We start from the raw sequence: 26,675 nt of genomic DNA, 5'->3' as shown, positions 1-26,675 counted from the left end.
ACTTGAGAGCGCAGAGAAAAGGGTCACTTGTTTTGGCGTTGTTGGTGGTAGCCCAGGATGTGTAGTTCGGTGGCCAGGTCTACTTTTCGGACGGTGACCGTGTTGGGCACGGTGACTACCCCGGGGGCGAAGTTGAGGAGCGAGCGCACGCCGGCTTTTACCAGTTGGTCGGCGGCTTCTTGGGCGGCGGCGGCGGGGGTGGCAATGATGCCGACGGTGCATTGGTGTTGGGCTACTACTTGGGTGAGTTTGCTGAGGGGTTCTACTTTGAGGCCGGAAATTTTTTTGCCTACTACTTTGGGGTCAACGTCAACGAGGGCCGCTATGGGGAACCCGCCGTTGTTGAAGCCGTCGTAGCGACTGAGGGCTCGGCCGAGGTTGCCGGCTCCTACGATGACTACGGGCGAGGGTTGGCCGTCGCCGAGTACTAAACCAATTTGGCGCAGCAGGGTGGTTACTTGGTAGCCCACGCCGCGGGTGCCTGAAAAACCCAAGGCGGAGAGGTCTTTGCGCACGTTGTTGGCATTTACTCCGACCATGGTGGCCAGTTGTTCTGAGGACACGGTGTTTTGGTCGCTGGCCGCAAGGTCGGCTAACCCGCGGAGGTAGACGGGCAGCCGAGACACCGTGGCGGCCGAAACAGCGGGCGACAGTTGGGTGGTCATGGGTCAAACCTAGGTGCTGGCGGGGTGGCAGGAGGGTTTGTGGCCTCTACCGTCGCAGGGGTGACTTCACAAATGGCAGCCGCTGCTGCGGCCGGGTTGGTTGCTTTGGCTTTTACGGCCACGGTGTTTGAGCGTTGGTTAGATCGCCGACGTCCCCAAGATGCGTCATGGACGGCTGCTTTGTTGTTGTTTGCGGTGGCGGCTTTTGCTTTGTTGGCGGGGGCGGCGGGGGGCTGGTCGGCTGTTCCTTTTAAAGTTTTTTATGCCATTGGGGCGGTGGCTAATGTGCCGATTTTGGCTTTGGGCACCGTGTATTTAATGGCGTCACGGCCGGTGGCTAACCGTATTGCGGCGGTCACGGTAACCCTGTGTGCTTTTGCGGTGGGGGTGGTGGTGGCTTCGCCAATTGTTGGCGAGTTTGTGTCGGGCCAGTTGCCGCAGGGCAGTGCGGTGTTTGGTCCGGGGCCGCGTATTGCTGCTGCGGTGGCTTCGTCGGTGGGGGCTTTGGTGATCATGGTGGGTTCTGCTGTTTCGGCGGTGCGCTTGTTTGCTCTTGGCGGGGTTAAGCACCGGGGGGCTTGGGGCAATGTTTCTATTGTGGCCGGCGCTTTGGTGTTGAGTTCGGGTGGGGTGTTGAACTCGGTGTTTGATGCCATGACGGGTTTTGCTGTCACTTTGGTGGTGGGCGTTGTTTTGATTTTTGCTGGCGCCTTGTTGGCCACCGGAGTCAAACGCTCTTAATTGGCGAGTACGACAAACTGGAGCACGGCGGCTCCCAATATGGCCAGCAGCAAAATGGCGGTGGCGATGGTGGTTCCTAGGCGCATTAGTTTTCCTCTCGTTGGGTTAGGGCTACCGGGGTGCCGGTGGTTGAGGAGGCCGGTGGTTGACCGGCGGGGGTGATGAGCACCGGGTCGCCACAAGAAACTCCCAGGTCGGCGGCTGCTGAGGCGCGGGCTACCACCAGGGCGATTAGGCCGCTGGCGTCGACCATGAGCCCGAGTTTGCCGGGTCCTACTTGATCAAATCCGGTGACTTGGGTGGCGGTGCGGGGGCGGCCGGCCACGGTTATTTGTGCTGATGTGCCGGGCAGGTCTTCGGGGCCGATGTTGAGTTGAGCGTTGCCAAATTGGTCTATCCAGAGCACTTCGGCGTGCAGGCCTTCGGTGTCGGTGTGGGCGACTGGTACCACGCCGGGCACTAGGGTTCCGGGGTCAATGAGGTCGCCGAGGTCGGTGAGGTCGCCGCCGTTGGCTAGGTGCGCAGCGGCGGGGGCGAAGATGTCTCGCCCGTCGAAGGTGGTGGCGTCGCCGGCCAGGTGGATTGCCGTGTTGTTGAGCACCACGGCGCGGCTGGCTCCGCCCACCATGGCTACGGCGGGGGCCAGCAGCCCGTTGTCGGGGCCTACTAATACTGATTGTCCGCCGCCGACTTCTACGGCTACTGGTCGGCGGTCGCTGCCTACGCCGGGGTCGACTACGGCCAGGACTACGCCGGGGCACAGGTATTCGACGCTGCGGGCCAGGGCTAGCGAGCCGGCGCGTATGTCGTAGGCGTCGATGCCGTGGGTGATGTCGATGACTTTGGTTTGCGGGGCGAGGTCGGCCAGCACGGAGTGCACGACGCCCACGAATTCGTCGGTGGTGCCGTAGTCAGAGAGGAAAGAGATTACCGGGTTTTTGGTGTCCATTTTCAGGTGGCGCCGAGTTCTCGGGCGCGTTGGGCGGCGGCGCTTACTACTTGTTGAATCAGGTCACCGAAGCCGGCTTCTTCGAACACGGCGAGGCCGGCGGCGGTGGTGCCGCCTTTGGAGGTCACGTTTTGGCGGAGGGTGGCGGCGTTGTCTTCGCTGGTGGCTAGCAGGGTGGCGGCGCCCAGCAGGGTTTGTTGGGTGAGTTCTTTGGCTATGGGGGCGCTGAGCCCTTCGGCTTGGGCGGCGGCCATGAGTGCTTCGGCGAGCAGGAATACGTAGGCCGGGCCGGAGCCCGACAGCCCGGTAACGGCGTCGAGGTCGGTTTCGTCGACCACTACCACGGTGCCTACGGAGCTCAAGATGCTGGTGGCCCAGTTGAGGTCATCGTTGCTGGCGTTAGTGCCGGCGGCGATGGCCGCCGCGCCCAGGCCGACCAAGGAGGGAGTGTTGGGCATGGCTCGCACTACGGCGGTGCCGGGGGCCAGGCCGGCTTCAAGGGTGGCCAGGGTGACCCCGGCAGCGATGGACAGGGCGCGGCTTGCCTCTGCGCTGGCCAGGGTGGCGCAGACGGCGGGCACGATGTGGGGTTTTACGGCGATGAGGGCGTCGACGCCGGTGAGGGGTTCGCTTCCAACGGAGAGTCCGGGGTGGGCGGTGGCCAAGACTTGGCGGCGGTCGGCGTCGAGTTCAACCACGTGCAGGGTTTCGTTGCTGGCCCATCCGGTGGCGGCGAGGCCGCCCAGCAGGGCTTCTCCCATGTTGCCTCCGCCGATGATCTGCAGTCTTGTGTTCATGTGGAGGAATCTACCTGATGCGAGGGGCCTCGGACGAACGTGAACCCGGTGGCTTTGTTGGTGTCATCGCACTTCCCCGATCGAGAACACCAACCCGGTCACCGGGCTCATTGTGCATAGTAGACTGAAATGTATTGAAATGCAATATAAAGTTACTATTTCTTGAACCGGCTAGCGAAACCGATACGTAGGGCAGGTTGAAAGCAGTCTTCTACTGCTACCCAGAAGGTTCCTAAGATGCGGTCGAGGGTGGCTTCGTTTACTTCTGCGGCTGGCAGAGCCCCGGTGAGGTACACGGCGTCTTCGTGGCCGATAGAGAAAGCAGCACCTGCCAGTTTTCGGTTGCGGCGCAGAAAGTATTCGTAGAAGGCGGCGTGATTTTCTTCGGGTTGAGCCAGCACGTAGGTTTCGAAGTGCACCATGCGTTGCTTCAGGGTGAAGTGCAGCATGATCGATTCTTTTTCTTCGCCCAGTAGACGGGCCAGCCAGCGGTGTTGGTTGAGGCTGGGGTCGGCGTCGTATTCGACGCTGGCCAGTACTGGGTTGTCGGCCAGGCGGGCGGCCAACCAGTCGGTGATGAGTGTTTGAACGGCGCTGCGTTGCTGAGGAGTAAGCGGCGGGGCGTCGTCCATGGTTTAGTTGCAGTCAACCAGCGCTCGGGTGGACCGCTCGTCACAAACATTGCGTAACCGACGGGCGGTAGCCGACCAGGTGTAGGACCACGAATGTTCGGCGGCTTGGGCAGCCATTTCGGTAGCTAACCCAGGGTCATCGAGTAGCACGGATACCGCATGGGCGTAGTCGGCGGGGTCACGGCTTTCTATGAGAAACCCGGTGCGGCCGGGGTCTACCAGGGTGCGCAAGCCGCCGACGTCGGCGGCCACTACGGGAACCCCGCAGGCTGCTGCTTCAAGGGCTACCAGGCCAAAGGATTCGGAGCGGCTGGGCATAATTAACACATCGGCTGCTCGATACCAGGTAGACAGCAGGTGGTGGGGTTGGGGCGGCACGAACAGCACTCGGTCGGTGAGGCCGCGGTGGGCCACCAGGTTGCGTATTTCTTTTTCGGTGGCTGGGCCGTCTTGGCCGCTGGCTCCGCCCACAATAATTAGGCGAGCAGTGGGGTGGCTGGTTAGTTGGGCCAGGGTTTCGATGGCCACGTCGATCCCTTTGAGAGGTTGGATGCGCCCGACGAAAAGTAGTACCGGGTCGGGGCCGAGGCCGATGGCGTCTCGGGCGCCGCCTTGGTGTCCGGGGGAGAAAAAGGCGTGGTCTACGCCGGGGGGCACTACTTCTATCCGGGCTGGGTTGGCGCCGTAAAGCGAAACCAGTTGGTTTACTTCTTCTTCGCTGTTGGCCAAGATGACGTCGGAGCATTGAATGACCGCGGTTTCGGCTTCCATGCGGCCGGGGGGCTCGTGGTCGCCGGTTTCGGCTTTTACGCGAGCCAGGGTGTGGAACACCGTGGTTAACGGCAGGTCGAGTTCGTGTTTGAGGCGATGGCCGGCGACGCCGCTGAGCCAGTAGTTGGCCAGCAGTCCGTCGAATTCGCCGTGGTTGCGTATCCAGTCGGCTACTCGGTCGGCAAACTCATCAACGATCTCGGGGAGGTCTTCTTTGGCGAGGTCGAAGGCGCCGGCCGTTATGTGCACCACACGAAAGCCGGGTTCTACTTCGACTACTTCGGGTAAGTCGGCGGCTACTCGGCGTACGAATACGGTGGATTGCCGGCCGGTTTGGGCGAGGGCGGAGACGAGTTCTCGCACGTAGACGTTCATGCCGCCGCCGTCTCCGGAGCCGGGTTGAATGAGCGGCGACGTGTGGAGAGAAAGTACGGCTAAGCGGTGCATTAGCGGCCTCCTGAAACGGGAGGCAGTAAGGCCACTTCGTCGGTGGCAGTGACCGGGGCGTCGGGTTGGGTGGCGTGGCCATTTAACCAGAGTTTACAGTTGGGGAGCTGCTGGGCGAAGTCTGGGCCGAAGCGTTGGGTGGCCGCCGTGATGATTTCTTCTACTGTGGCGCCGTCAAAGTCTGCCGTGCCGGTGCCGGCCGCTACCCGTATAGAGGCGAAGAGTCGCAATACTGCCATTCGCTTAGTCTAGGAAGTGTTAGCCCATCTCTGCGAAGTGGCCGTTTTCGGCTACCGTCAAGCGGGTGACTCGACTGCTGTTAGTGCGCCATGGTGAATCTGAGTGGAATGCGTTGGGTAAGTGGCAGGGCCAGGCTAACCCGCCCTTGACTGATAAGGGTCGCCGTCAGGCGCAACAGGCGGCTGGGGTATTGGGGGCGTTTGATGCCATTGTGGCGTCGACTTTGCAGCGGGCGGCCGAAACGGCAGCCATTATTTCTGAAGCCATGGGGGTGGGCCCGGTGTTGGTGGAAGAAGATTTACAAGAGCGTTCCGCCGGGCCGTGGCAGGGGTTGACCCGGGTGGAGATCGAACAGGGTTGGCCAGGGGCGTTGGAGAGCGGCCATCGCCCGGAGGGTTACGAGTTGGATGAACAAGTTTTAGCGCGGGCCCACGGGGCGTTGTTGCGGGTGGTGGAGGCCACGGCGGGGGCCGATGAGGTACTGGTGGTTACTCACGGCGGGGTGATTTATGCCGTGGAGGGCGGGGCGGCTATCCCGATGGTGCGTATCCCTAATTTGGGGGGCCGCTGGGTTGAGGTAACCGACGGCGAGTTACGTCTCGGTGATCGGGTTGATTTGGTGGGCGACGGCACGGTCCCCGACTTGCTCTGAGGGTTCGCTGGTCTCGTTGTCGGCGAGACTGCTCATGATTTCTTCGGCGCCGTCGAGGTCGCCGTCGGCTACTCGGTTCATGGCGGCTTCTATCGTTGCCAGGTCGGCTTCGAGGGCGTCCAGTTCGGGGTCGGCTGGTGGTTCGGCAAAAGCCGCCGTGGTTTCTTCGCTGGGTTCTGGTTCGGGGGGATTGTTCTCTTCGTTCACCTTGGCGAGGGTAGCGTCAGGGCATGGCTTCTCCGTTGATCCTCTTGCCTCCCTCTGAGGGAAAAGCCCCGGGAGGCGATGGGCCGGCGTGGGAGAAAGCCGAGCAGTCTTTTGACGAGTTATTGAAACCGCGGCGGCAGGTGTTGGCGGCGCTGCGTAAAGCTATGAAAGAAAACGAAGCGGCCCGCACCAAATTGTTGGGGGTTAAGGGCGAGCGGGTAGCGGAGGCCACGGCGGCTAATTTGGTGGCGCATAAGGCGGCGACCTTGCCGGCTATCGAACGCTATACCGGGGTGTTGTATGACGCTTTAGATTATTCGTCGTTGCCGGCTGGGTTGCGCAAACGGGTAGATAAGCAGGTAGTGATTTTTTCTGGCCTGTGGGGGGCGGTGCGGCCTAAAGATGCGTTACCGGATTACAAACTGAAGATGGGCGCCAAACTGCCAGGGTTTGGCCCGCCGGCTCGTTTTTGGAAGCCCTTGTTGACGGCGGCGTTGGCCGGCCCAGCAGCGGGTTGTGTGTGGGATTTGTTACCCAACGAGCATTCGGCGGCCTGGGATTCGTCGGTGGCTGGCTCTCGCATTCGGGTGCGTTTCGTAGATGATGTAGAAAAAGACGGTGAACGCAAACTGGTGACGGTGGCCCATTGGAACAAACTACTCAAGGGCGCTTTGGTGCGTTACGTGGTGGAAACCCAACTCACCGACCCGGCCGGGCTAGCGGATTTCACCCACCCCGAGGGCTACGTCTACGCCCCCGAACTGACCCAAATCTCTGGCCCCCTCACCGAAGTCAGCTTGGTAGCAGTGCGGTAGCAGCAAGCGGCGCCCCTACTGGGGCGGGCCGAGGACTTTGGTTATTTCTTGGTTGGTGAAGCGGCCCTCTGGGTCGAGGCGAGAACGTAAATCCTGAAACTCCCCCCAACGCGGGTAACGGCCGGCCAGGGTTTCGGCGGTTTGGTAATGGAGTTTGCCCCAATGGGGGCGGCCTTCGAACTGGTTCATGATGGCCTCCACCCCACGGAAATACTGTTCGTACTCCGTGCCATGAAACACGTGCACGGCAATATAAATAGTGTCCCGGCCCGACGCCGTAGACAAAGAAATATCGTCGGCACCCAACACCCGAACTTCTAGCGGAAAACTCACCGGATGATCCAAGGTGTCGATCAGCGCTTGCACCTGGCGAAATGCCTCCAAGCCATCTTGGCGCGCCACGGCATATTCCATTTCGTAAAAATGCACCCGGCGGGGGCTGGCAAACACCTCGTAACTAGTAGTTATGTAGTTCGCTGACCCTTCATCGGGCACCATCATGGCGTTAAACCTCGGCACCAGCGAAGGCCGCAACCGACCCAAATGGTTCATGGCCCCAAAAGCTACGTTTTCTAACAACTCTTTGTTTTTAAAATGCTTCCACTTACGCCGGGCCGCATGGCGCCGATTGCGGGGCGGCGGCGGCTCCTCTTGGGTGCGGGTATTGCGTTTCAACAAAGCATTTTTGGTGTGGGGCATCCAAAAAAATTCGGTGTGGTCAGTGTTCTCAGCGAACTCATCGAAGTTACTTAACAAATCGTCAATATTCATAACCTCTTCACGGGCCTGCAAATTAAAAGCCGGCACACACTGCAAGGTCACCTCAGTCACAATGCCCAAAGCCCCCAAACCCACCCGAGCCACCTGCAACATTTCAGGGTTTTGCTGCTCGTCACACACCAGCACCGAACCATCAGCGGTCACCATGCGCAAACCCACCACCCCGGCAGCAATGCTTTGAAAACCCAAACCAGTGCCATGCGTAGAAGTCGCAATAGCCCCCGCCACCGACTGGTACGCAATGTCACCCAGGTTCGGCATGGCTAAACCCGCCGCATCTAACAACGGGTTCAAATTAAACAAACGCATACCCGCCTCAACTCGAGCCAAACCAGAATCACGATCCAACGAAACCACCGAAGCAAAGTCATCCAAAGTAACCAACACCTCGTCGGTTACCGCAATAGCCGAAAAGGAATGGCCGGCCCCCACCACACGAACTTTGCGGCCCTCAGCGGCCGCCGACCGCACCAACCCCACCACCTCTTCCTCTGACCGAGGACGCTCAATACGCACCGGATGCGCCACCTGATTACCCGCCCAATTGCGCCACGAACCATCATCACGAAACCCGGTGTGCATGCCCGGCATTTTCATTTTTTTACCACCCTCGCAAATCGATCGGCCACTCATCAACAACTTCAGCATCGGCAACCAAGGCTGCCTCGGCCACCGGAACCTCCGTCGCTATATACATCTTTTCATGTTTAGCCATAGTCGGGTCAATGTGGGCGGGCCGCAGCAACACCCGGTCCCCCACCTGCCACGAACCATTAACCAACACGGTGTGCTCATCGGCGCAATAAAGCACCTCGCCCTCACCCACCAAAGTGGGCGGGCCGGAATCCATAGCCAACGCCTTCAACCCGGCGTCCAGCACCGCATGGCCACCCGAACCCAACGAAATCACCGAAGCCAACACAAACAAGCCCTGTGTAAACGGCAAATCTAAACGGCCATAATCGGTGTCCATCAACACGTACGACCCGGCCTGCAACTCGGTCACCACCTGGTTGCAATCCCAAGAACCCGTACCGCCGCCCGAAACCACCTCGCCGCCTACCGCTTGATGGGCTTCGGTAAGCACCGCCATAGAACGCTCCACCCCAGACACCCGCCGCTCGGTATCGGCCACGTGCATCAAATGCCCCTCGTAACCCATAACGCCGCGTACCTCTAGTCCCGCCGCCCGAGCCGCATCACCCAACCGGCCGGCATCAGTCACCGCACAACCGCCGCGCGGCATACCCACATCAACATCAATCAACACCTCACGCACCCCGCCGGCCGCCGCCGCGGCAATGGTCTCTGGGGAATCCACGGCCACCGTGACCCGCGCCGGCCCCGCAGCCACCAACGCCCCCAAACGTTTTGCGTCTAACACCTGGTTAGCCAACAACAAGTCCCCGCCTAAACCGGCGGCCGCCATGCCCTCCACCTCGGCCACCGTGGCGCAACAAAACGCCGTATGGCCCGCCTTGGCCAAACGCTGCGCCAACGTCGTGGACTTAAACGCCTTCACATGGGGACGCAAAGCCAACCCCGGCCGCCGAGCCGCCATGGTGGCCACGTTGGCTTCAAAAACCGTTAAATCGGCTACCAAAGCCGGCGTTACCAATTCACTAAAATGCATTGCGGCCTGCCTTTCCTAAATGGGTTTCTCGCCACGATAAACCATCCTCAACATTGTGGTCACGCGGCAGCCCTAATACTTTCTCGGCCACAATGTTGCGTTGAATAGCAAACGTGCCGCCGCCAATGGTCAAAGCCGGAGAAAACAAAAAACCAAAATGCCAATCAAACGATTGACCCCCCGGGCCCGACCCCGCCAACATGCCGTCCGTACCAGCACAAGCCTTAGCCAAGGCCATCACCCTTTGCCCATGATCATCAGACATTGCTTTTTGCACCGACGCCTCCGGGCCCGGAGTGCGCCCCGCCAACTGAGCGGTCAAGGTACGCAAGCGATTCAAACGCAACACCTCGGCTTCGCATTTCAACCCCGCCAACTCTTGACGCATAACCGGATCAGCGCACCCCCCGTTACTGCGCACCACATTGAGAAGATCCTCCGCTGAAGGGCCCCGCCCCCACAACGACCCAGCCGCCGACAAACGCACCCGCTCATTAGCCAACGTCACCTTGGCCAAACGCCAACCCTCGCCCTCGGCGCCCACCCGCAGAGACGCCGGCAAACGCACATCATCAAAAAATACTTGATTAAACAAATGACTCCCTGTGGCATCCACAATCGGCGTCATGGTCAACCCCGGCAAATCAGTGGGGCAAATAAAATAAGAAATACCCTCATGTTTGGGCACCTCAGGGTTCGTGCGGGCAATCAGAATCCCAAACTGAGAAAGATGCCCGGCGCTTGTCCAAATCTTTGACCCATTCACCACATATTCGTCACCATCACGCACCGCTCGAGTCGCCACGTTGGCCAAATCTGACCCCGCATCCGGCTCAGAAAACATTTGACACCAGATTTCTTGGCCTGTCAACAAAGGACGCAAATAACGATTCTTTTGCTCCTCGGTACCCGCCGTAAGCAAGGTCGGCCCAGCCCAGCCAATACCTATCTGGTTAGCGGGGCGATGCACCCTTGCTTTTACTAACTCGTCATCAATAATGATCTGATGCAAGGGGTCGGCGTTTAGCCCCCAAGGCTCTGGCCAATGCGGCACCACATAGCCGGCGTCCACCAACTGGGCGGCCGTTGGTTGCGGGTGCTCGGCCAGCCACTGCTGTACGGCGAGCCGGCGTGAATCATTGGTTGGTGGTAAATCAAAATCCATGAAAACAACCATATGTTACCGCTCCGCTAAACCTCAATACCGGAGCGCTGGCCTGCTTGGGCGGCCAGAGCCAACAGAGCCCCCGCCAAAACCACCGCACCCACTGCCCCTCGAAAGGTAAGGGCCTCATGAAGTAAAAGTACCCCCAGTAGAAAAGCCACCATCGGCTCCACCAAACTCATGACCGCCGTGTCAGCCACCAACAGGCGCTCCGCCCCATAGGCATAGATAGCAAAAGCCAACGCCGTGGCCACCAAACCCAAATAAAGCACCACGCTAAGCCCCGTTGGCGAAGCGACCCATGAAAAATCTGCCATCAAACCTATCGGCAACAACAAAACCGCTGATAAAGAAAGTGCCGCACCCACCACCAACAAAGGTGCATGATCTTGAAACAATCGCCGAGTAGCCACAATAAATACTGCGTAAGACAACCCAGCGCCGGCCGCCGCAGCCACCCCGCCATAATCCATCGCCGAAAACCCGTTGCCACCCACCAACAACACCCCACCAAAAAGCGCCACCGCGGTGGTAAGCACCCAGCGAAAACCAAGCTTTTCCGCGTAAACCAGCCACCCCAATAAGCCAGCAAAAATTGGGGCACTACCCATGGTCACTACCGTCCCTACCGCCACCCCCGTCTGCTCTGCTCCAGCAAAAAAGAGCGGTTGGTAAGCGGCCGTAGCCACCCCGGCCACCACCAGAGGCCAACCAAAAAAAGTCGGCCTCTTTTTCGTCACCACCATAGCCACCAACAAAAGCACCGGGCCACCCAGTGCCATGCGAAGAAACCCCACCGACAGCGGAGAAGAGCCATCAGGCCCTAAAGCCTGCGCAGTACCCGTAGACCCCGTAAGAACCATCGCCGCAGCAATCTGTGCCGCTGGCGAAACTCTCATACTCGGCAAATGGTGTCACCCTTAGTAATGGTGCCGGGTTGCACAACCTTGGCATTAATGCCCCGCAGGCAAATCTCTCGGCCCGCAGAAGAGTTCACAAACCGCATGGCTTCCCCACCAAAACGCTCTACAAATTTGGCGCACCCGGTATGCGGTTTAGCCGTCACCTCAATAACCGCTGTGCCGATTTGCAGTCGGGTGCCGGTGGGCAAATTGGCCGTTGATAAATCAATATCTACCACCATTTGATCGCCCGCCATAGGCATGTGGCTTTCATCGCCAGCAGCCACCAAACGCAACACCCGGGTATTCATTAAGGTCAACTGCGCCTCGGGGTCCGGTGAATTATCAGAGGTGCTCGAGGAGGGTTTACGGCTCCAATTGTCGCCCACCATGCCTTCTTCTAAAGACAACTCTGCGGCCTCTAACACCTCACGGGCATCAATTTCAGGGCGGCGCACAATGAGGTCAAGGGTGCCGGCGTCTTTTGGCGAACCCAGCGCCTCAACGAGGCCCGCTTCAAGTTCTTCGGTGGTGAGATGACGAACCATAAAAATTACTCCCTTGGTGAACGATTACTTTTGAAGCCTAGACCGAGTTACCATCCGCCGCCGCCTCCGCCACCGCCGCCGCCACCGCCACCACCACCGCCACCGCCGCCGCCTCCACCGCTGGGGCTGGTGGAACTCGTACTGGTGGCTGAATCCAAACTATGAGCCACCCCCGCAAACGCTAAATCACCCGCCCCCACCACATCATTAAACGCGGCAGCAGCCAACTGCTCGCTCCAATGCTCATACTCGCCCAAGGCAGCCGCCCAAGCCGTGTACTCACGCAACCGACCTTGTTCAGCTGCCCGCTGCACATGCTCTGCTTCTGACTCAGCCAAAAAGCGGCGAAACCCTTCAACCTGTAACCAAAGGCCGGTTCCTCGAGGGCTCCGTGTATGTAGTTCGCCCGCCCCTAAAGCACACCCAAAGCCAAAACCAGAAAAGAAGGCAAAAGAGGCGAAAAAACCGGGAAGCGGCGACGACAAAAATATTGCCGCCAACGGCAAAGGTGCGAAAACCCCGAAAACCAATAACAAGATGCCCACTGCTCTTACCCACGGCACCCGAGTGCTGGACTTTTCAACCCATAAACCACTCGATGTTCGCCACTCTTGCAAGTAGTTCTCTAAACCCGACGAAGAACGGCCACCCCAAAACTTGGCAAATTTTCTATCAAAACCCGACAACACTATTTCTTCACCATCAGCAAACAAAGCGCCTAAAAGGGGGGAACTGTTTCCGTCGGAGGTGTTTTTAAGCACCCAAGCAGAACGCTCAGGGTCTTCATAAGCCTCAATGTTGCCCGCCAATACCTCCTCCAACAGCCAAGCCACCTTTTGCTTATGCTCAACTTTTTCAAAATACAACACCCCACCTTGGGCCGCAGTGAGTTCGCTCGGCGGAGCAAAACTCAGCGCAGCCATCTCCATCAACTCATCAACCGTTACTTTGCGAACCCGTTCGCCGGGTGCTCCTCCACCAAAAGCTGCCGTAGTAGCCCCACCTTCTCTCACCTGTTCGCTCCCCAAACGACGCAAAACAAAGAGCGCCAGCATGCCCCCAACCCACAGAGCAAACATGGACCCAAAAAATATATTTAGCCACCACCGAAAACTAATTTGAAGACCCTGTGGCGGTAGCGCCGGAGGCACCGGCAAAACCAACTCACCCGGCAAGTCGTCGCCTATTTGCGCTCGCAAAGTAAGACCTGTCTGCTCAGGAAGGTTCACCACCGCGGCCCGTAAATACCCCGGTGCCACCACCTCAACCGAACATTCGGTAGCAGAACCAGCGCTCCCAAAATGGCAGGTAGGGGCCAACAACTCAAAGGGCGCCACCATATGAACCTCAGCCGACTCAATGGGCATTTCCCAGTAGTAACCCACTGCATCCCACGCCATTTCTTGATCGATTATCAGCGAATCCAATGCGTATTCCAAGGTGTACCGGTGGGCCCCCGAAATAGTTTCGTCGGGATTACCAATACGCACCCGAAGTTCATCCCCTGGCTCGTAGTCCTTATCTAACGTACCTACCTGCACCATGGCCACGTGAGAAGAAGCCGACGGCGAAGTCACAGAAAGTAATGCCTCCGGTGTCAACCCCGGAATATCGCGGTAAATGCCGTGCCTTCCGGCTGCTCCTGACTGGTAATCGATCACCTCGGTAACCACGGCGCGATCAGTACTTTCAAACTCGGCCACCACCCAATGATTATCTAATTGTTCTGAGTTAGTTACCACTACAGAAATAAAACCAAGCACCCCGAAAAGAATGGCCAACACAAAACTAAAAAGAAAAATATGAATACCGCGAAAACGATGGCGAGCCTTTTTCATTACCAATCACCGCCGCCACCGCCGAGAGTCACTGCCCAAGCCACGCCCTCTCGTAAACGCCGCTGACCAGCAGCCTCTTCCACATATTTGATTTCCGGCTCAGTTAAGAAGCGACGAAACAAGCTCACTCCGCACCCCGCCAGCAACCAACCTCTGCGTCGTGCCTTAATGGCCAAAGTTTAAACATTGACGGAAATTAGAACTCTACGCTGACCGGGCCGCGGGCCTCGCCGCCCGCTTCGAAATACTCCCGTTCGGTAAAACCAAACAGTGAAGCAATAATGTTTGACGGCACCGTTTGCACTTTGTTATTCAGACGCAACACGGTGTCGTTGTAGTGTTGACGCGAATAAGCAATCAGGCTTTCGGTTTCTGTCAGATCTTCTTGTAACTTGGCAAAATTCTCGTTGGCTTTTAGGTCGGGGTAGGCCTCGGCTAAAGCAAACACTTGACGCAACGCACCGGTCAACAAATTATCCGTTTCTGCCTGGGCTGCTACCCCGTCAGCGGCTACCGCAGCATTGCGAGCCTGCACCACCGCATTAAGAGTTTCTTGTTCGTGGGCGGCATAACCCTTTACCGTTTCCACCAAATTAGGGATCAAATCGTTACGCCGGTTGAGTTGTACGTCAATATGCGCCCACGAATTGTCAGCGCCATTGCGCATGCGTACCAAACCGTTGTATTGGGCAGCCACAAAAAGGGCCAACAGCACCAGCATCGTCAAAATAATAAGCAGCGTCATAGATTTTCCTCCTCAGTTTTTGCACACTCTACCATTCACCGGTTTTTCAGTAAAGGGTGGGCTCTTTCGAGACTGTCACACCCCCCGAGCAATATTTACTACATGAAGAACTCGCAAAGAGCCACCACCGAATTGAAGAAAATTGTGGGCTTGGTGGTCGCCGCCGTCAACGATTTGCCTATCGTTCGTTGGCCCAAAGCGAAGTCACCGGGTGTCTACGCTTCGCCCAGCAATTGCAGCCCCTCGGTACTACTTTACAAAGTTGAGTACTGCGCAGTGGCGGCCACTAGTTGCGCTGATCGCTCCCCGACGAACTGCAAGAGTTGATTGGCTATGTCCTCGGTTCGTCGATCATGTGGCGCCCAAGGACTACCTGCACGGTGTGCGCGATCCGGCGGAGAGCGGTCTGAGCCCTGCCGGGCTGAGCGATCAAGTCGATGCTCTCGAACGCTTTCATGTGAGCCACACCGCTCGCGGTAGGTCCCGCCACTACGACGTGGTCACTGACTGAAAGCGCCGGATAGGTTGTCCTCAATGACGAACGCACAGGAATCCCAGAAACATCTTCTCGCTGCAACTGCTGCTCTCATCGGCGCGGCCGAGATGGACCCGACACTGGACCTGCCCGACATCGGTCTCGCTACAGCATCACTTGCCAACCGCGGCCCTCTTCTGAGTGGTGAACCCGTTTGCCCGCCGCTGGTTTCTGAGCTCCTCGATGCCGTCGAACTACCTGAGATCCACCACCTCCAGTCAATGCTGCTCGCCTTGCGTGACGCAGCACCGACGCTGCGGTGGATCGACCCGTACGCGGATCGACCCGACCAGGCCGAGTTCCGAGCCGGCTACTTCGCCACGGTGCTTGCCGGAGACCCGACACGCGACGCCTCGCTCACTGTGGGCACCGAAGCAAGCATTTTTATCACCGTCCAAGCGCCCCGGATTTTGTATCCCCCGCACTCGCATTTGGCGCCTGAGCTTTACTGTGCTGTCGCCGGGAACGCCGAGTGGAAGAAGGGGGACGGGCCCTTTGAACTCATGCCACCCGACTCCTGGATGGTCCACAGTCCTTGGACGTCACACGCAATGCAGACTCGCGCTGAGCCATTGGTCGCGCTCGCCATCTGGACAGCCGACCGCGACTGCATCGTCAGCCTCGACGATTGAGCTACAGCTGATCAGCCGGGGCCCAGGTGGCATGAGTGCCGCTGGAGATTCGTTCGGGAAGTTTGACTCTCACTATGGGGCCGGGAGCCGGGTCGGTGGCGTCAAAGATCTCGCAATGCGACACGTCGTTGACGACGTCGGACGAGAACGTCAGCAGGTAGGCGTCGTCGTCCCCCGTTGAACCGAGCTTCGGGGCGACGACCGTCTCGCTGACATACGTACCCTCGGGTGCCTCCCACATTTCTTCGGTGCCACCAGCCTGCTGCTGTCTGGCTCTAAGAAAGCCTTGTTTGCCCTCTAGGCTCCTCCAATGGTGGCACCTCAGCAAACTACTCAGCGACAGCGCACCGAAGCACAAGTCATTGCTTTTTTAGCAGCCATGGGGGCTCTCATGGCCTTCGGCATCGATGCTTCGCTACCCGCCTTTGACGAAATACGCCCCGCTTTTGGCATGGCCAGCAACGACACCCGGGTAACGCTCATCATCACCACCTACTTCATCGGCATGTCTTTCGGCCAAATATTCTACGGTCCCCTTGCCGACCGTTTTGGCCGGGCCCCCATACTGCGCTTCGGTTTAATGCTTTACATGGTGGGGGCTCTTTTTGCCATGGTGGCCACCGACTTCACCTTCCTTTTAGGAAGCCGCCTTATCTGGGGGTTCGGTGCCGCCGCAGCCAGCGTGTTGCGCACCACCATTACCCGCGATCTCTATCACGGCGACCAAATGGCGCGGATTATCTCCATCACCATGGCTTTCTTTTTACTCGGGCCCATCGTGGCCCCGCTCATCGGTGAAGGACTCATCAATTTTGGGTCATGGCGCTGGCCCTTCGGGGCATCTGCCGTGCTGGCCATAGGCATGCTGTTCTGGTCCTACCGATTTGGCGAAACCCTCAACCCCGCTAACCAGCGACCCCTAAAACTTGGCCCCACCGTAGAGGCCATAAAAAAGGTAGCCACCACCCGGGTCACCGTGGTTTACACCCTGGCCATGACCTTGTCCTTCGGTGCCTTTTTTGTGTACCTCGCCAGTGCGCAACCCATTTTTGATGTCATCTACGGGCGAGTCGATTGGTTCCCTCTATTGTTTGCCGCCTCCGGAGTTATTGAAATGGGGGCCTTCTTTGTTGTCCCCCGTTTCATAGTCCGTTATGGCACCCATCGAGTAGCGCTCATCTCGCTCACCATCACCTTGGCTATAAGCTTGGTGCTTCTGTTTTTCACCTGGCCCGCCCAAGGCACGCCAAACTTTTGGATCTGGTTTGTGGGCGTCATGCTGGCCAACATCTTTATCGCCATGTTGATTCCCGTTGGCATGGCCCAAGCCTTAGAACCCATGGAAGAACTCGCCGGCACCGCTTCGGGAATCATCGGCTTGGTCACCATGGGCGGAGCCACCGTGATCGCCGGATTCATCAACGCCCAACTCGCTCATTCGGTGACCCCCATGATTATGAGTTACGTCGTGCTCTCCGGGCTCTCTCTGGTCATCATCACTCAGGCTCACCGCTCCAAAAAACCTCATAGTCACTGGCCGGGCGGGCCAAAAACCCGGTGAGGTAAAGCGCTGTTTTGACCTCTAGGTCAAGGCCCCGCACCGCTTCGGTTATGGCCTGATTGATTTGAGGCCGCAAATGAGCTTGCTGAGGTGCCGTGATTAACGGAACCCCCGGGGTGGGAGCGGTACGCTGCAAAACTTGAAGATCCTGAGCCGCCGGTTCGTGGTCTAAAGCCAAACACCAGGACACCGCATCGATAGCCGCCGCCGCAACCTGACCGGTGGCCACCATTTTTATGGAGTCCCGGTGGCTGCCCGATTCGCTAATCTGAGAAAACCGAACCGAGCACCCCTGAGCAGCTTGGATTAAAGCAGCATGCCCCGATTGCGAGCCCACCTCGTTTATTGCCGCCCGCTGCCCAGAAAAGTCCGCCAAGCTTTTGGCTGAGTTATCCCGATGGCATACCAGCACCGAGTGGCAACTCCCTGGCGGTCCGCCCAGAGAAAAATCAAACGACCCCAGCACCGAAACTTGGCTTTGATAATTCTTTACAAAAGGCAACCCGCACATTTGCCCCACCAAAAGACCCGAGTAACCCCATAGTTCTTCGAGATTTTCAGGCCGCCACAAAGATGCTGGAGCATTCACTCCTTGGCAGCTTAGATTTTGAGAAATCGCCATCCATAGCTCGTCGGTAGCCGCCGCTACCTCCGGCCAGTCGTACATAGGCAGACCAGCAACAAGAGGCATGGGCTCAGACATGGACAGAGCCTAGGTAGAGAGGTTAATCAACCGCTACAAACCGAACCACAATTTGTAAGCCCCCACCCGAAGCATCCAATAACTCCATGTCGCCACCATGGGCCTCCACCAGTGAGCGCACAATAGATAATCCCAAACCAGAACCAGAGCGGGTTTGATCTCCTCGCCAAAAACGGTCGGTAGCTCGCTGTTTATCTTCGTCCGAAAGCCCTGGGCCCTCATCGCTGACTACCAGTCGGTGATGCCCAGAACCAGAATCGACAGCTACCGTTACCGTGGCCCCCGCTGAGGTCAAACTCACCGCATTATCCAACAAGTTGTCCAAAATTTGATCCACCGCAGAGCCCGATGCCCGAACCCGCAACTTAGTTTCCGGGGCTACTAAACGCAAAGAAACCTGACGCTCCTCGGCCACTGCACTCCAGGTATCTACCCGATAGGTAACTAAACCCACCAAATCCGCCTCTTCGCTCACCGCTTCACGCTCAGCCCGGCTCAACTCCAACAACTGCTCCACCAACGCAGAAAGCCGTTCACTTTCTTCTAACACTGGCTCTAGTTGGCCCTCGTGTTCTTCGCCCAGCAAGTGCTCCATGTTTTCGATCCGCAACCGCAAGGCCGTCAAAGGCGTACGCAGTTGATGCGAGGCATCGGCCACAAAAGCCCGCTGCGGGCCAAACCATGCCTATCCCTCCGCAACGCTTACACCGAGTCACCCCAGGTGACGACGCTGTATTCGTCGTAGAGTTTTATAAATAGTTAGTTGCCCCACCAAGCCAACTGGCCACCCAAGAAACTCCCTCGCCAATAGATAGGGACAGTCCCCATCTATTGGCTCCACCATAAATAATCTGAAATCTAAGACATGCAACCACCTTGAGATTTACCGGCCGTTAACTCTTTCACCTTTCCTCGGCAACTCGGTTAGCGTGGCCTAATGGACGATCAGGGCATTGAACATATACCTCGCCAAATTTATGCCGTGTTGTTTGTATTCTTTCTCACCACCATGGCGGTAGTGGGGCAAATAACTATTTTGGGTAAACAAGTCTACGACCTGACCGGCCGGGAGTTCGACCTGGGTCTCATTGGCTTAGCCGAGTTTGCCCCTACTTTTATTTTGGCTCCCTTTGCTGGTTCGCTGGCCGACCGCATGGACCGCCGCAAATTGCTTCGCTGGGCCATGGTCGGCGAAGCAATAGTTTCCGTTCTCTTATTTCTCTACGCCCGCAGCGAGCCCACTTCAGTCTTGCCCATCTTTTTACTGGTCTTAACCTTTGGCATATGCCGAGCTTTTGCTGCACCCTCCGGGCGGGCGCTCACCATTGACCTTGCACCACTGGCCGTGGTGCCTCGAGTGGTGGCCTTAGGCAGCGTCTCTATGCAAGCCGGACTGATTGTGGGCCCGGTTATCTTCGGCTTCTTGTTTGTGGCAGCCGAACCGCTGCCTTACCTCGCTTCGGCAGTGGCCTTAGGTGTCGGGGTGATCATTCTTTCGATGGTTTCCAGCAGCAACGTACGAAAGCTAGAAACCGTGGGCACCCGGCGAGCAGTTAAAGATGCCTTTGAGGGCTTTCGTTTTATTCGCAACACCCCCATGCTTTTTGGGGCCATCAGTTTGGACTTGTTTGCGGTGCTGTTTGGTGGAGCAGTGGCTTTGTTGCCCGCTATTGCCGAAGACCGCCTAGGAGTAGGGGCCGTTGGCCTGGGTTGGCTGCGGGCTGCTGTGGGGATGGGGGCAGGGGTCGTGGCTGTCACCTTGGCTATTCGCCCCCTTCAGCGCCACATTGGACGCATTTTGTTAGTAGTAGTGGCCATCTTTGGGGTAAGCACCATCGTGTTGGGGCTCAGCCGCAACTACACCGTGGCCTTCATTGCCATTTTTGTGCTGGCCGCCGCCGATGCGGTCTCTATGTTCATTCGAGCCACCTTGGTGCCGTTGGCTACCCCAGAAAACATGCGTGGCCGAGTGTTGGCGCTGGAAAACGTGTTTATTGGCGCCTCCAACGAGCTTGGTGCTTTTGAATCTGGAGTAACCGCGGCCCTTCTGGGCCTCACCGGAGCCATTGTCTTCGGCGGGGTAGGCACCCTAGCCGTCGTAGTGGTTTGGTGGTGGAAGTTCCCGGTACTCCGCGATGTTGACCGTTTCAGCGACGTGCAGACCAAGACCTGAATCTAAGATCTTGAGCTGAGATTTAGATTCCTAGGCCCGAGATCCCTAGATCCCAGATTCAAGTTTTCTTTCCGGCGGATGCACCGGGTGATCGAAGGGCCGCAAGAGGTGCTTCCGGAAGATCTCGCCATAGCCCGAATAACAACCGGCGCCTTGGGCGGCTAGTTCTGCTGAACCCAACGACCGAGCCAGTTTCGGCAGCCTAAACCATGCCACTGCTGGCTCCTCGTGATGAGTGTCGTGCAAGTTGTTGTTCAAAAACAACAGCGCCCAAAACCCTCGAGAGCCCACCACAATCGACCGAGTTTCTTCACCGGCTACCCATTGGTGTTCACAATAAGAGCGCACCAAACCTAAGCCGTTGGCCACATATACGGCCAATACATAAGGCAACCAGGGGAACCCCGCCACCACAACCAAGAGCACCAGCAACAACGCCACCTGCACCAAGTGGGCGACCCACCAGCGAAAAAGTCGCCCGTCACCGGAGCGAATCTCAGAAATACTGTGCCGCCACACGGTGATGTTTTCTACCAAAGGCCCCAGCAACATGCGCCCTAACAAGGTGTGGTGAGCCAGCAAAAACCAGCGCCCGGAGGCCGGCAAGCGTTTCCAAGTGCTGGCCTTTACAAAAAAACTTTCAGTGTCGGTAGCCGGGTCGGTCAGGTCGCCACAAGCATGATGACGCAGGTGGCTCCGCCGGTATACCCGGTAAGGCAGGCGCAAGTTAATCGGAACGCTGCCTAAAATTTCGTTCAACACCGGCCCATTAAATGGGTGCCCGTGCAGCACCTCATGCCGCAGTGAGCCTTGCCAAGCAATAAGCAAAGCCAGTAACCCCACAGCCAAGGGGGTTCCTAACGCTTCGTGGTTAAAGACCACCGCCAACCAACCGCCATAAATGATCGCCGCCACCAGCACCGTCGGCCATTCAATGCGGCGCAGGTCAGAACTCTTCATGCCGAAACTCTAGGGCAAAGACCGAGGCGCATCCACCGAAGCGTCCTCGATGGCATAATGACTCCGTGTTGAACTTCGTGCTTAAAATATTTATCTTTCTTTTTGTGCCGCTGGCCGGGTTTTTGCTGCTCTCTATGGGCGGTGGTGCCATCATGGCCGCCCCAGTAACCCTGCCTCTTCTTTACCTCGTAGTGCGTCACCAACCCTTAGGACGAGGCTGGTCGATCGCCGCTCTCGTTATTTTTTCGCTCACCGTTGGCCAATGCGCTATCCCGGTGGTGCTGATGGTCGGGGCCACCGGTTGGCTCTCTGGATTCATCATCAACATGGCCATGATCGGCGCCGGTATGCTGCTTTGGAAAAACACCTTGGGGCCGGCACCCGAGAAAACCCGTAAGCAATAAGTTCGCAAACCCACCAAGGCCCCCTTTGCCCAGATAACCTCGCCGGTGGGTCGCTAGCTCATCGGGTAGAGCAGGGGACTTTTAATCCTCAGGCGCCGGGTTCGAGCCCCGGGCGACCCACCAAAATCTGTAACAGGGGGCCTGTCCCCGTGTTACAGATTTTTTCTTTGGGGCTACATCTGCCAATATGGGGGAATGTCCGACCAACTCAACGATGAGCAACTCTTTTGTGCTCTTGCTGACTTAGCTCGCGAAGTGCTCGCTAACCCCCGACACAACGACGACCCAGTAGTTAACTGGGCCTCGCCTGAAGACCTGGTTGCCAGTTTCTCAACCACCGTCGGCTTAGATTTTGCCGACCATGCCCCCGCTCACTCGGTTGACCAAGTGCTGGCCGCTGCTCAACAAGTGGTGGAATGGTCGGTGCACACCAGTCACCCAAGATTCTTTAACCAAAACTTTGCTGGCCCCGACCCCCTTGCCGTAGCCGGCGATTGGCTCGGCGCAGCCCTCAACACCACCAACGCCACCTTCGAAGCGGCCCCGGTTTTTACTCTGATGGAAGCGGCACTCTTAAACAAGTTGGCCGGGTTGGCTGGCTTCCCAACAAAAAGTGATATTCCCCCGGGGTTGTTCTGCCCCGGAGGCTCCCTGGCCACCCTCTACGCTTTGCAACTAGCCCGACACCGGCAGCAACCCGACCTCACCACGGCCGGGGCCTCAACCGAACCCTTGGCTATCTTTGTTTCTGAGTCCGGGCATTACGCCGCCGAAAAATCTGCGGTGTTGCTGGGCCTGGGGACAAATGCGGTCATCAAGGTAGCCACCGATACCGAGGGAGCCATGTTGCCCGAAGCGCTGGCCGCGGCCATTGAAAATACGCCTCGTTCCCCACTAGCCGTTATCGCCACCGCCGGCACCACGGTGACCGCCGCCTTTGACCCGCTAGAGCCCCTCGCCGACCTTTGCCACGAACACAACATTTGGCTCCATGTCGATGGTTGCTACGGAGGGTCAGCGCTTTTTTCACCACAGCAACGGCATCGCTTGGCCGGGGTGGAGCGAGCCGATTCCATGGTCTGGAACCTGCACAAAATGATGGGCATGACCCAACAATGCACCGTGCTTTTAGTGCGTCGCCCCGAACAACTCAGCGCTTGTTTTTCCACCAACGCCGACTACCTCTTCCAACCCGACAAACTTTTTGGCGACTACGACTCTGGCGACCGAACCTTTCAATGCGCTCGCCGGGTTGACGCCCTGAAACTCTGGTTGGCTTGGAAAGCCCACGGCGACCACGGGTTTACCGCCCGCATAGACCACGCCGTAGCCATGGCCGACCACGCTCGCTCCATCATCAAAGAATCCCAGGGGGCCTTAGCCGCCGTGGCCGACACCGGGTTCACCAACGTGGTGTTTGTTTGGGTCCCGCCCGAACTTCGGCCCTTTGACCTGGGCAGCCTGAAACCAGAAAACCAAAAGCAACTCCATCAACTTGCCCCGGCCATCAAAGCCCGCATGCAACAAGCCGGCGATGCCCTACTGGGCTACCAGCCGGTAAATGGGCTCAACACTTTTCGCTTGCTCATCATGAACCCCGCAGTAACCCCCACCGATGTTGAGGCCACGCTCGGTCGTCTCGCTTACCACGCCCAACAAGCATGGGAACAAGCAAAGGCTTAAACCCCCACGAATCTTGCGAGGCTTATTCTTGCTCTCGCGCTGTTAAATATGCACCTTTGACAACGGCTTGTTTCTGGGCTTGAGTTTTTATTGCTTGAGGGTCAAGATCAACACTGGCTGGCTCGTCTTTCCCAAAATGGTTAAAACGATCAACTCCTCGAACCAAAATGGCTGAATCCTTACCGTGTAAAGTTTGGTACACCTCGGGAGAAATAAACTGCATGTTCAACCCGATGCGACGGTCGTTGCTGATATTCGGGCGAGAAGCATGCAACGTCCAGCCGTGATGCAACGAAGCTTCGCCGAGGGCTAACGGGCAGAGCACCGCAGCATCTTCACCTACCCCAGACACGTGTTGCCCGTTGTACAACACGTTGGTTTCATCATCTACCAATTGGTGCTCAACCTTGCCTTGGTGATGGCTGCCTGGCACCATGGTCATGCACCCACTGTCTTGGGTGGCCGGGGAGAGCGCCAACCAAGCCGATACTTGCGCATCAGAACTCAGCCCCCAATAGGTGAGGTCCTGATGCCAAGCCACGTGAGCCAGGGAGCCAGGTTCTTTAACAATGTAAGTCACGTTGTAGAGAAGGACATCGGAGCCCAGTACTTCTTCAACAGCATCGAGCAACGTGGGGTGGGTTGCCAGTTTCCACGCTGAGGTAAGGACCGTGTGGATTTTGTCTTGGTAATGCAGCGGCCCCAGAATCTCTTCAGCGCATTCGAGTTCTTTTCTTGCCTGTTGTGCCTCCTGAGGAGAAACCACTTGCAACGGCGAAAAGAATCCCTGCTCCTCATAAAGCGATTTAACAAATCGGCTAACCACGCGCGTTTCCTAACACAAAGATGCTTACAACACAATGGGTTTGCCTCATACCTATCAACCAAAACTCTGGCCTTGGCCAACGAAGAAGGAGCGTAATAGTTGCCACCTGTACCTTCTCGCGGCCAGCGTGCCAGTTAAAGAGCCAGCCTGCAGGGGTCGATTTGACGTAAGGCAAAGGACCGGGCAACTGCCTCGTTAAGGCGGGTGACCGAAAGGCTGCCCTCGTCGAGTGCCGTTTCAATAGCCAACGTCACCGACCGCGCCATGCCTGCCGAAGCAGCCGCCGACTCATCGTCGCCCACAATGAGCAAATCTGTTCCGGCAATCAGCGACCACACAGCCGCCGTGGGTTGATCAGTCAACGATGTCACCGCCCCCATGCCCAGATAATCGGCGACAACCACCCCATCAAAACCGAGCTCTCCTCGCAACAAACCAGTGATTGCCTCCGCTGACAAACTGGCCGGTTGGCCATAGGTCAACCCCGGAACATCCAAATGGGCCACCATGACCGCTGCTCCGGTAGCGCCAAAAATCTGATAAGGCATCCCCTGCCAAGGAAGTAAATCCTTAACCCGCATTTCTTCCAAGATCGGTGTTACTGGCAACGATTGGTGGCTATCCGCATCGGCGTTGCCGTGCCCAGGAAAATGTTTAAACACCGGCACCAAACCACCGGCGGCGATTCCCGAAGCCACCGCCAGTCCGTATTCAGCCACCACCGCTGGGTCGTCAGAAAAAGCCCGTGAGCCAATCCCCGGGCCGCCCCCCACATCAATAACTGGAGCCAAGTTCATGGTGAACCCCAACGCAGCCAAGGCTTCGGCCCGCTGCTGGGCCAAAGCACGGGCCTCTTCCGGGGTACCAGTGGCCTGCTGTTGCGCAGAAACCATAAAACCCAACAGATTCTCTAACCGCTGCACCACCCCGCCCTCTTCATCAACGGCAATAACCAACGGCCCTACCAGAGCCTGGCTCTGTAACCCACCAAGGGCCTCCGTTAGCCCGGCATCAGGGTCACCTAAGAGCACTACGCCGCCCAGCAAACCCTCTCGAGCAAGGGCAGCCATTTCTGTCAAACCAGGTTGATCAACGAGCACCAACAGCACTTGGCCCGTGCGTATCGTCAACGGAAGTTTCGCCACGCACTCGGCAAAAGTAAGCGGAGCCCCCTCGGTGGTCGTTGCCGGAGGGCCCGTGGTTGAAGCCGTTGTTGGGGCGGCCGTAACCGTTGGCAAAGGAGGCACTGAGTCTTGGGTGGTATTTGAGGCCAGCGACGGCTCCGAAGCCTGAGAGGTAGTTGTTGGTGCAGCAAAGGTTTCAACTTGTTCACTGCCGCAACCCGAAACCATCAGCACCCAAATAAGTACCACCGCTAACTTTCGCATCCCTGCAGTGCAGCACATCAGCGGACTAAAAGCAGCGACCTGCGGCTAAACGCAAAATGCCCTACGCTAGAGAATATGCAAAACGCAGGCGTAGCCATCATGGCTTTTATTTTAGTCCTCATTGTGGTGTTCTTTGGGGCCTGCGTTGTTTTTGAAACCGATGAAACCCCGGCCACCATAACCACCACCAGTACCACAACCACGAGCACCACCACCAGTACCACCACGACCACCACCACCTTTGACCCGGCCACCTTAGAAACCTTGCCTCCTGTTGAAGACCTCGGTTCGCCCACCTTGACCGATTCTTCTTCGCTGAGCACCGTCGGCCTCGACCAAGTACTTTTTGGCCAAACCGCCTATCAAGCCCAACGAGCAGCCGGCACCCGGTTTACTCCCATAACCCCCATCAACGACGTGTGCTACCAAGCCACGCCCGATAATGGCCCCGAGGGCATTACTTTTTGGATCACCGACGGCACGGTGGAGCGCATAGACATTGACACTCCCGACCTCACCACCCGATCAGGGGCCGGCCTCGGCAACACCGAAGTACGCATTAACGAAATGTTTGGCGAACGCATTGTCACCACGCCGCTTCCTGATGGGTCCGGCAACCTTTTGGCCTACGTTCCTCAAGACGAAAGCGACAAAGAGTTCCGCGTCATGTTTGTCAGCGACGGCGACACCATCGTCCGGCTCTGGTCAGGACGCTTACCCTGGGCCGAGGTGCTCTCCGCAGGCTGCCCCGCCGTTTCTGGTTAAATTTCCGACAACAACTCAACCCGCCGGCCGGCGTCGGTAAAACGGTAGAGAACTCCTTGAGGCAAAGACCGGTTGAGATCCATACCTTGCGGACACTCCACCACCAGGGCGAACTCTCCTCGACGCGAAAAAGATTCTACTTTCATCGGGCCCTCGGTGCTCAAGCAGTTCAACAACTCGCTCACCAACTCTTGCTCAGCACCTGATACCTCAGCGCTTGGCATCTCAACACCTAGTACCGGCTCCCATCTTCCCGGTCGCTCAGCCGGGCCCAAACGTAGCCCCGCCGCCCGAAGGCGCCGCACCAAATCACGGCCTGGGCAAGCCTGTGCTCCAAGGGCTAAAGCTTTTTCTCTGTGGTCTGCCGACACGTCATAGTGGTCGCCTTGAAAGCCCATGCGGCGTAAACCCAGGCGCTCGGTAAAGACATGGAGTTCCTCGTAGCTTTCGTCGCTCACCAAATGAGCCCAATAACGTCCCCGCCAAGGCCAGATTGCTGCATCTACAAGAATCGTCAC

The 26,675-nt window shown here is 57.8% G+C and carries 29 protein-coding genes, 1 tRNA gene and 2 pseudogenes; 12 read left to right on the top strand and 20 right to left on the bottom strand.

Features of this window, described 5'->3' with window-relative positions; genetic code table 11:
* Positions 1-23: 23 nt before the first annotated feature.
* The gene (locus EYQ49_09585; GenBank protein ID HIG26119.1) at positions 24-665 is read right to left on the bottom strand and encodes a redox-sensing transcriptional repressor Rex; all 642 of its coding nucleotides are present in this window, start codon (positions 663-665) and stop codon (positions 24-26) included.
* 60 nt (positions 666-725) lie between these two features.
* Between EYQ49_09585 and EYQ49_09580 the strand changes: the two genes are divergently transcribed.
* On the top strand, positions 726-1,406 hold the full coding sequence (locus EYQ49_09580) for a hypothetical protein (GenBank protein HIG26118.1): 681 nt from the start codon (positions 726-728) through the stop codon (positions 1,404-1,406).
* Positions 1,407-1,491: 85 nt separating this feature from the next.
* On the opposite strand, the gene EYQ49_09575 is transcribed toward EYQ49_09580, so the two are convergent.
* From EYQ49_09575 to EYQ49_09555, 5 genes are all read right to left on the bottom strand, one after another.
* A complete protein-coding gene (locus tag EYQ49_09575; GenBank protein ID HIG26117.1) occupies positions 1,492-2,355 on the bottom strand; it encodes a hypothetical protein in 864 nt (287 codons plus the stop codon).
* 2 nt (positions 2,356-2,357) lie between these two features.
* Positions 2,358-3,152, bottom strand: coding sequence for a pyrroline-5-carboxylate reductase (locus EYQ49_09570; protein ID HIG26116.1), 795 nt, complete (start codon positions 3,150-3,152; stop codon positions 2,358-2,360).
* 155 nt (positions 3,153-3,307) lie between these two features.
* Positions 3,308-3,784: a hypothetical protein gene (locus EYQ49_09565; GenBank protein ID HIG26115.1), complete on the bottom strand. Its 477-nt coding sequence runs from the start codon at positions 3,782-3,784 to the stop codon at positions 3,308-3,310.
* Between the two features lie 3 nt (positions 3,785-3,787).
* Complete coding sequence (locus tag EYQ49_09560) at positions 3,788-5,002, bottom strand: glycosyltransferase family 1 protein (protein ID HIG26114.1); 1,215 nt, start codon at positions 5,000-5,002, stop codon at positions 3,788-3,790.
* Complete coding sequence (locus EYQ49_09555) at positions 5,002-5,241, bottom strand: MoaD/ThiS family protein (GenBank protein HIG26113.1); 240 nt, start codon at positions 5,239-5,241, stop codon at positions 5,002-5,004. The genes EYQ49_09560 and EYQ49_09555 overlap by 1 nt, the downstream gene beginning before the upstream one ends.
* Before the next feature lie 26 nt (positions 5,242-5,267).
* Between EYQ49_09555 and EYQ49_09550 the strand changes: the two genes are divergently transcribed.
* Complete coding sequence (locus tag EYQ49_09550; protein ID HIG26112.1) at positions 5,268-5,894, top strand: histidine phosphatase family protein; 627 nt, start codon at positions 5,268-5,270, stop codon at positions 5,892-5,894.
* On the opposite strand, the gene EYQ49_09545 is transcribed toward EYQ49_09550, so the two are convergent.
* Complete coding sequence (locus tag EYQ49_09545) at positions 5,835-6,101, bottom strand: hypothetical protein (protein HIG26111.1); 267 nt, start codon at positions 6,099-6,101, stop codon at positions 5,835-5,837. The two genes, EYQ49_09550 and EYQ49_09545, sit on opposite strands and share 60 nt — an antisense overlap.
* 23 nt (positions 6,102-6,124) lie before the next feature.
* On the opposite strand from EYQ49_09545, the gene EYQ49_09540 reads away from it, so the two are divergent.
* A complete protein-coding gene (locus tag EYQ49_09540) occupies positions 6,125-6,916 on the top strand; it encodes a YaaA family protein (protein ID HIG26110.1) in 792 nt (263 codons plus the stop codon).
* Positions 6,917-6,931: 15 nt separating this feature from the next.
* On the opposite strand, the gene EYQ49_09535 is transcribed toward EYQ49_09540, so the two are convergent.
* The 5 genes from EYQ49_09535 to EYQ49_09515 are packed head-to-tail and all read right to left on the bottom strand — an operon-like array spanning position 6,932 to position 11,950.
* Positions 6,932-8,344: an FAD-binding protein gene (locus EYQ49_09535; protein HIG26109.1), complete on the bottom strand. Its 1,413-nt coding sequence runs from the start codon at positions 8,342-8,344 to the stop codon at positions 6,932-6,934.
* The gene (locus tag EYQ49_09530; protein HIG26108.1) at positions 8,298-9,329 is read right to left on the bottom strand and encodes a metal-activated pyridoxal enzyme; all 1,032 of its coding nucleotides are present in this window, start codon (positions 9,327-9,329) and stop codon (positions 8,298-8,300) included. The genes EYQ49_09535 and EYQ49_09530 overlap by 47 nt, the downstream gene beginning before the upstream one ends.
* The gene (locus EYQ49_09525) at positions 9,319-10,494 is read right to left on the bottom strand and encodes an acyl-CoA dehydrogenase (protein HIG26107.1); all 1,176 of its coding nucleotides are present in this window, start codon (positions 10,492-10,494) and stop codon (positions 9,319-9,321) included. Before EYQ49_09525 ends, EYQ49_09530 begins: the two co-directional genes overlap by 11 nt.
* A gap of 26 nt (positions 10,495-10,520) precedes the next feature.
* The gene (locus EYQ49_09520) at positions 10,521-11,393 is read right to left on the bottom strand and encodes an EamA family transporter (protein ID HIG26106.1); all 873 of its coding nucleotides are present in this window, start codon (positions 11,391-11,393) and stop codon (positions 10,521-10,523) included.
* A complete protein-coding gene (locus EYQ49_09515; GenBank protein HIG26105.1) occupies positions 11,390-11,950 on the bottom strand; it encodes an MOSC domain-containing protein in 561 nt (186 codons plus the stop codon). The genes EYQ49_09520 and EYQ49_09515 overlap by 4 nt, the downstream gene beginning before the upstream one ends.
* 51 nt (positions 11,951-12,001) lie before the next feature.
* Between EYQ49_09515 and EYQ49_09510 the strand changes: the two are divergent.
* Positions 12,002-12,070 (top strand): annotated as a pseudogene (locus EYQ49_09510) (DUF2497 domain-containing protein).
* A gap of 1,908 nt (positions 12,071-13,978) precedes the next feature.
* Here EYQ49_09510 and EYQ49_09505 read toward each other — a convergent pair.
* On the bottom strand, positions 13,979-14,527 hold the full coding sequence (locus EYQ49_09505) for a LemA family protein (GenBank protein HIG26104.1): 549 nt from the start codon (positions 14,525-14,527) through the stop codon (positions 13,979-13,981).
* A 534-nt stretch (positions 14,528-15,061) separates the two neighbouring features.
* On the opposite strand from EYQ49_09505, the gene EYQ49_09500 reads away from it, so the two are divergent.
* A complete protein-coding gene (locus tag EYQ49_09500) occupies positions 15,062-15,694 on the top strand; it encodes a hypothetical protein (GenBank protein ID HIG26103.1) in 633 nt (210 codons plus the stop codon).
* Position 15,695: 1 nt separating this feature from the next.
* Here EYQ49_09500 and EYQ49_09495 read toward each other — a convergent pair whose 3' ends face one another.
* Entirely contained in the window at positions 15,696-15,935 is a 240-nt protein-coding gene (locus EYQ49_09495) for a hypothetical protein (protein ID HIG26102.1), read from the bottom strand.
* A gap of 69 nt (positions 15,936-16,004) precedes the next feature.
* On the opposite strand from EYQ49_09495, the gene EYQ49_09490 reads away from it, so the two are divergent.
* Positions 16,005-17,255: an MFS transporter gene (locus EYQ49_09490; GenBank protein HIG26101.1), complete on the top strand. Its 1,251-nt coding sequence runs from the start codon at positions 16,005-16,007 to the stop codon at positions 17,253-17,255.
* Here the strand turns inward: EYQ49_09490 and EYQ49_09485 are convergent.
* Together EYQ49_09485 and EYQ49_09480 are read right to left on the bottom strand one after the other, a co-directional pair.
* Complete coding sequence (locus tag EYQ49_09485) at positions 17,191-17,958, bottom strand: transporter substrate-binding domain-containing protein (GenBank protein HIG26100.1); 768 nt, start codon at positions 17,956-17,958, stop codon at positions 17,191-17,193. The genes EYQ49_09490 and EYQ49_09485 overlap by 65 nt on opposite strands.
* Positions 17,959-17,980: 22 nt before the next feature.
* The gene (locus EYQ49_09480) at positions 17,981-18,616 is read right to left on the bottom strand and encodes a HAMP domain-containing histidine kinase (GenBank protein ID HIG26099.1); all 636 of its coding nucleotides are present in this window, start codon (positions 18,614-18,616) and stop codon (positions 17,981-17,983) included.
* Positions 18,617-18,895: 279 nt separating this feature from the next.
* Between EYQ49_09480 and EYQ49_09475 the strand changes: the two genes are divergently transcribed.
* A complete protein-coding gene (locus tag EYQ49_09475; protein HIG26098.1) occupies positions 18,896-20,131 on the top strand; it encodes an MFS transporter in 1,236 nt (411 codons plus the stop codon).
* Positions 20,132-20,176: 45 nt separating this feature from the next.
* Here the strand turns inward: EYQ49_09475 and EYQ49_09470 are convergent, their stop codons facing one another.
* Positions 20,177-21,091 carry a fatty acid desaturase gene (locus tag EYQ49_09470; protein HIG26097.1) on the bottom strand — a complete coding sequence of 305 codons (915 nt, stop codon included), beginning with the start codon at positions 21,089-21,091 and terminating at the stop codon, positions 20,177-20,179.
* 65 nt (positions 21,092-21,156) lie between these two features.
* Between EYQ49_09470 and EYQ49_09465 the strand changes: the two genes are divergently transcribed.
* The 3 genes from EYQ49_09465 (at position 21,157) to EYQ49_09455 (ending at position 23,178) form a co-directional block, all read left to right on the top strand.
* The gene (locus EYQ49_09465; protein ID HIG26096.1) at positions 21,157-21,495 is read left to right on the top strand and encodes a hypothetical protein; all 339 of its coding nucleotides are present in this window, start codon (positions 21,157-21,159) and stop codon (positions 21,493-21,495) included.
* 47 nt (positions 21,496-21,542) lie between these two features.
* Positions 21,543-21,618, top strand: a tRNA-Lys gene (locus EYQ49_09460).
* 72 nt (positions 21,619-21,690) lie between these two features.
* Positions 21,691-23,178: an aminotransferase class V-fold PLP-dependent enzyme gene (locus EYQ49_09455; GenBank protein HIG26095.1), complete on the top strand. Its 1,488-nt coding sequence runs from the start codon at positions 21,691-21,693 to the stop codon at positions 23,176-23,178.
* 22 nt (positions 23,179-23,200) lie between these two features.
* Here EYQ49_09455 and EYQ49_09450 read toward each other — a convergent pair whose 3' ends face one another.
* Positions 23,201-24,004, bottom strand: coding sequence for a phytanoyl-CoA dioxygenase family protein (locus EYQ49_09450; protein ID HIG26094.1), 804 nt, complete (start codon positions 24,002-24,004; stop codon positions 23,201-23,203).
* A gap of 134 nt (positions 24,005-24,138) precedes the next feature.
* Positions 24,139-25,410, bottom strand: a complete 1,272-nt coding sequence (locus tag EYQ49_09445; GenBank protein ID HIG26093.1) for a glycoside hydrolase family 3 protein — start codon at positions 25,408-25,410, stop codon at positions 24,139-24,141.
* Between the two features lie 145 nt (positions 25,411-25,555).
* Between EYQ49_09445 and EYQ49_09440 the strand changes: the two are divergent.
* Positions 25,556-25,648: pseudogene (locus EYQ49_09440) on the top strand (RNA-binding protein).
* 8 nt (positions 25,649-25,656) lie between these two features.
* Positions 25,657-26,157 (top strand): hypothetical protein, encoded by a 501-nt coding sequence (locus EYQ49_09435; protein HIG26092.1) that lies wholly within the window; start codon positions 25,657-25,659, stop codon positions 26,155-26,157.
* Here the strand turns inward: EYQ49_09435 and EYQ49_09430 are convergent.
* On the bottom strand, positions 26,154-26,675 hold the full coding sequence (locus tag EYQ49_09430) for a DUF4031 domain-containing protein (GenBank protein ID HIG26091.1): 522 nt from the start codon (positions 26,673-26,675) through the stop codon (positions 26,154-26,156). The genes EYQ49_09435 and EYQ49_09430 overlap by 4 nt on opposite strands.

The organism is Acidimicrobiia bacterium (assembly GCA_012959995.1).
GTDB lineage: Bacteria > Actinomycetota > Acidimicrobiia > Acidimicrobiales > MedAcidi-G1 > MedAcidi-G2B.
The sequence above is the reverse complement of the archived record's forward strand: the minus strand, read 5'-3'. Positions and strand labels throughout refer to the sequence as shown.

Coding starts and splice junctions, on each gene's coding strand:
- EYQ49_09585 (HIG26119.1), bottom strand. CDS start 665: ATGACCACCCAACTGTCGCCCGCTGTTTCGGCCGCCACGGTGTCTCGG.
- EYQ49_09575 (HIG26117.1), bottom strand. CDS start 2,355: ATGGACACCAAAAACCCGGTAATCTCTTTCCTCTCTGACTACGGCACC.
- EYQ49_09570 (HIG26116.1), bottom strand. CDS start 3,152: ATGAACACAAGACTGCAGATCATCGGCGGAGGCAACATGGGAGAAGCC.
- EYQ49_09565 (HIG26115.1), bottom strand. CDS start 3,784: ATGGACGACGCCCCGCCGCTTACTCCTCAGCAACGCAGCGCCGTTCAA.
- EYQ49_09560 (HIG26114.1), bottom strand. CDS start 5,002: ATGCACCGCTTAGCCGTACTTTCTCTCCACACGTCGCCGCTCATTCAA.
- EYQ49_09555 (HIG26113.1), bottom strand. CDS start 5,241: ATGGCAGTATTGCGACTCTTCGCCTCTATACGGGTAGCGGCCGGCACC.
- EYQ49_09540 (HIG26110.1), top strand. CDS start 6,125: ATGGCTTCTCCGTTGATCCTCTTGCCTCCCTCTGAGGGAAAAGCCCCG.
- EYQ49_09535 (HIG26109.1), bottom strand. CDS start 8,344: ATGCTGAAGTTGTTGATGAGTGGCCGATCGATTTGCGAGGGTGGTAAA.
- EYQ49_09530 (HIG26108.1), bottom strand. CDS start 9,329: ATGCATTTTAGTGAATTGGTAACGCCGGCTTTGGTAGCCGATTTAACG.
- EYQ49_09525 (HIG26107.1), bottom strand. CDS start 10,494: ATGGATTTTGATTTACCACCAACCAATGATTCACGCCGGCTCGCCGTA.
- EYQ49_09520 (HIG26106.1), bottom strand. CDS start 11,393: ATGAGAGTTTCGCCAGCGGCACAGATTGCTGCGGCGATGGTTCTTACG.
- EYQ49_09505 (HIG26104.1), bottom strand. CDS start 14,527: ATGACGCTGCTTATTATTTTGACGATGCTGGTGCTGTTGGCCCTTTTT.
- EYQ49_09500 (HIG26103.1), top strand. CDS start 15,062: ATGACGAACGCACAGGAATCCCAGAAACATCTTCTCGCTGCAACTGCT.
- EYQ49_09495 (HIG26102.1), bottom strand. CDS start 15,935: ATGTGGGAGGCACCCGAGGGTACGTATGTCAGCGAGACGGTCGTCGCC.
- EYQ49_09490 (HIG26101.1), top strand. CDS start 16,005: ATGGTGGCACCTCAGCAAACTACTCAGCGACAGCGCACCGAAGCACAA.
- EYQ49_09485 (HIG26100.1), bottom strand. CDS start 17,958: ATGTCTGAGCCCATGCCTCTTGTTGCTGGTCTGCCTATGTACGACTGG.
- EYQ49_09475 (HIG26098.1), top strand. CDS start 18,896: ATGGACGATCAGGGCATTGAACATATACCTCGCCAAATTTATGCCGTG.
- EYQ49_09470 (HIG26097.1), bottom strand. CDS start 21,091: ATGAAGAGTTCTGACCTGCGCCGCATTGAATGGCCGACGGTGCTGGTG.
- EYQ49_09455 (HIG26095.1), top strand. CDS start 21,691: ATGTCCGACCAACTCAACGATGAGCAACTCTTTTGTGCTCTTGCTGAC.
- EYQ49_09445 (HIG26093.1), bottom strand. CDS start 25,410: ATGTGCTGCACTGCAGGGATGCGAAAGTTAGCGGTGGTACTTATTTGG.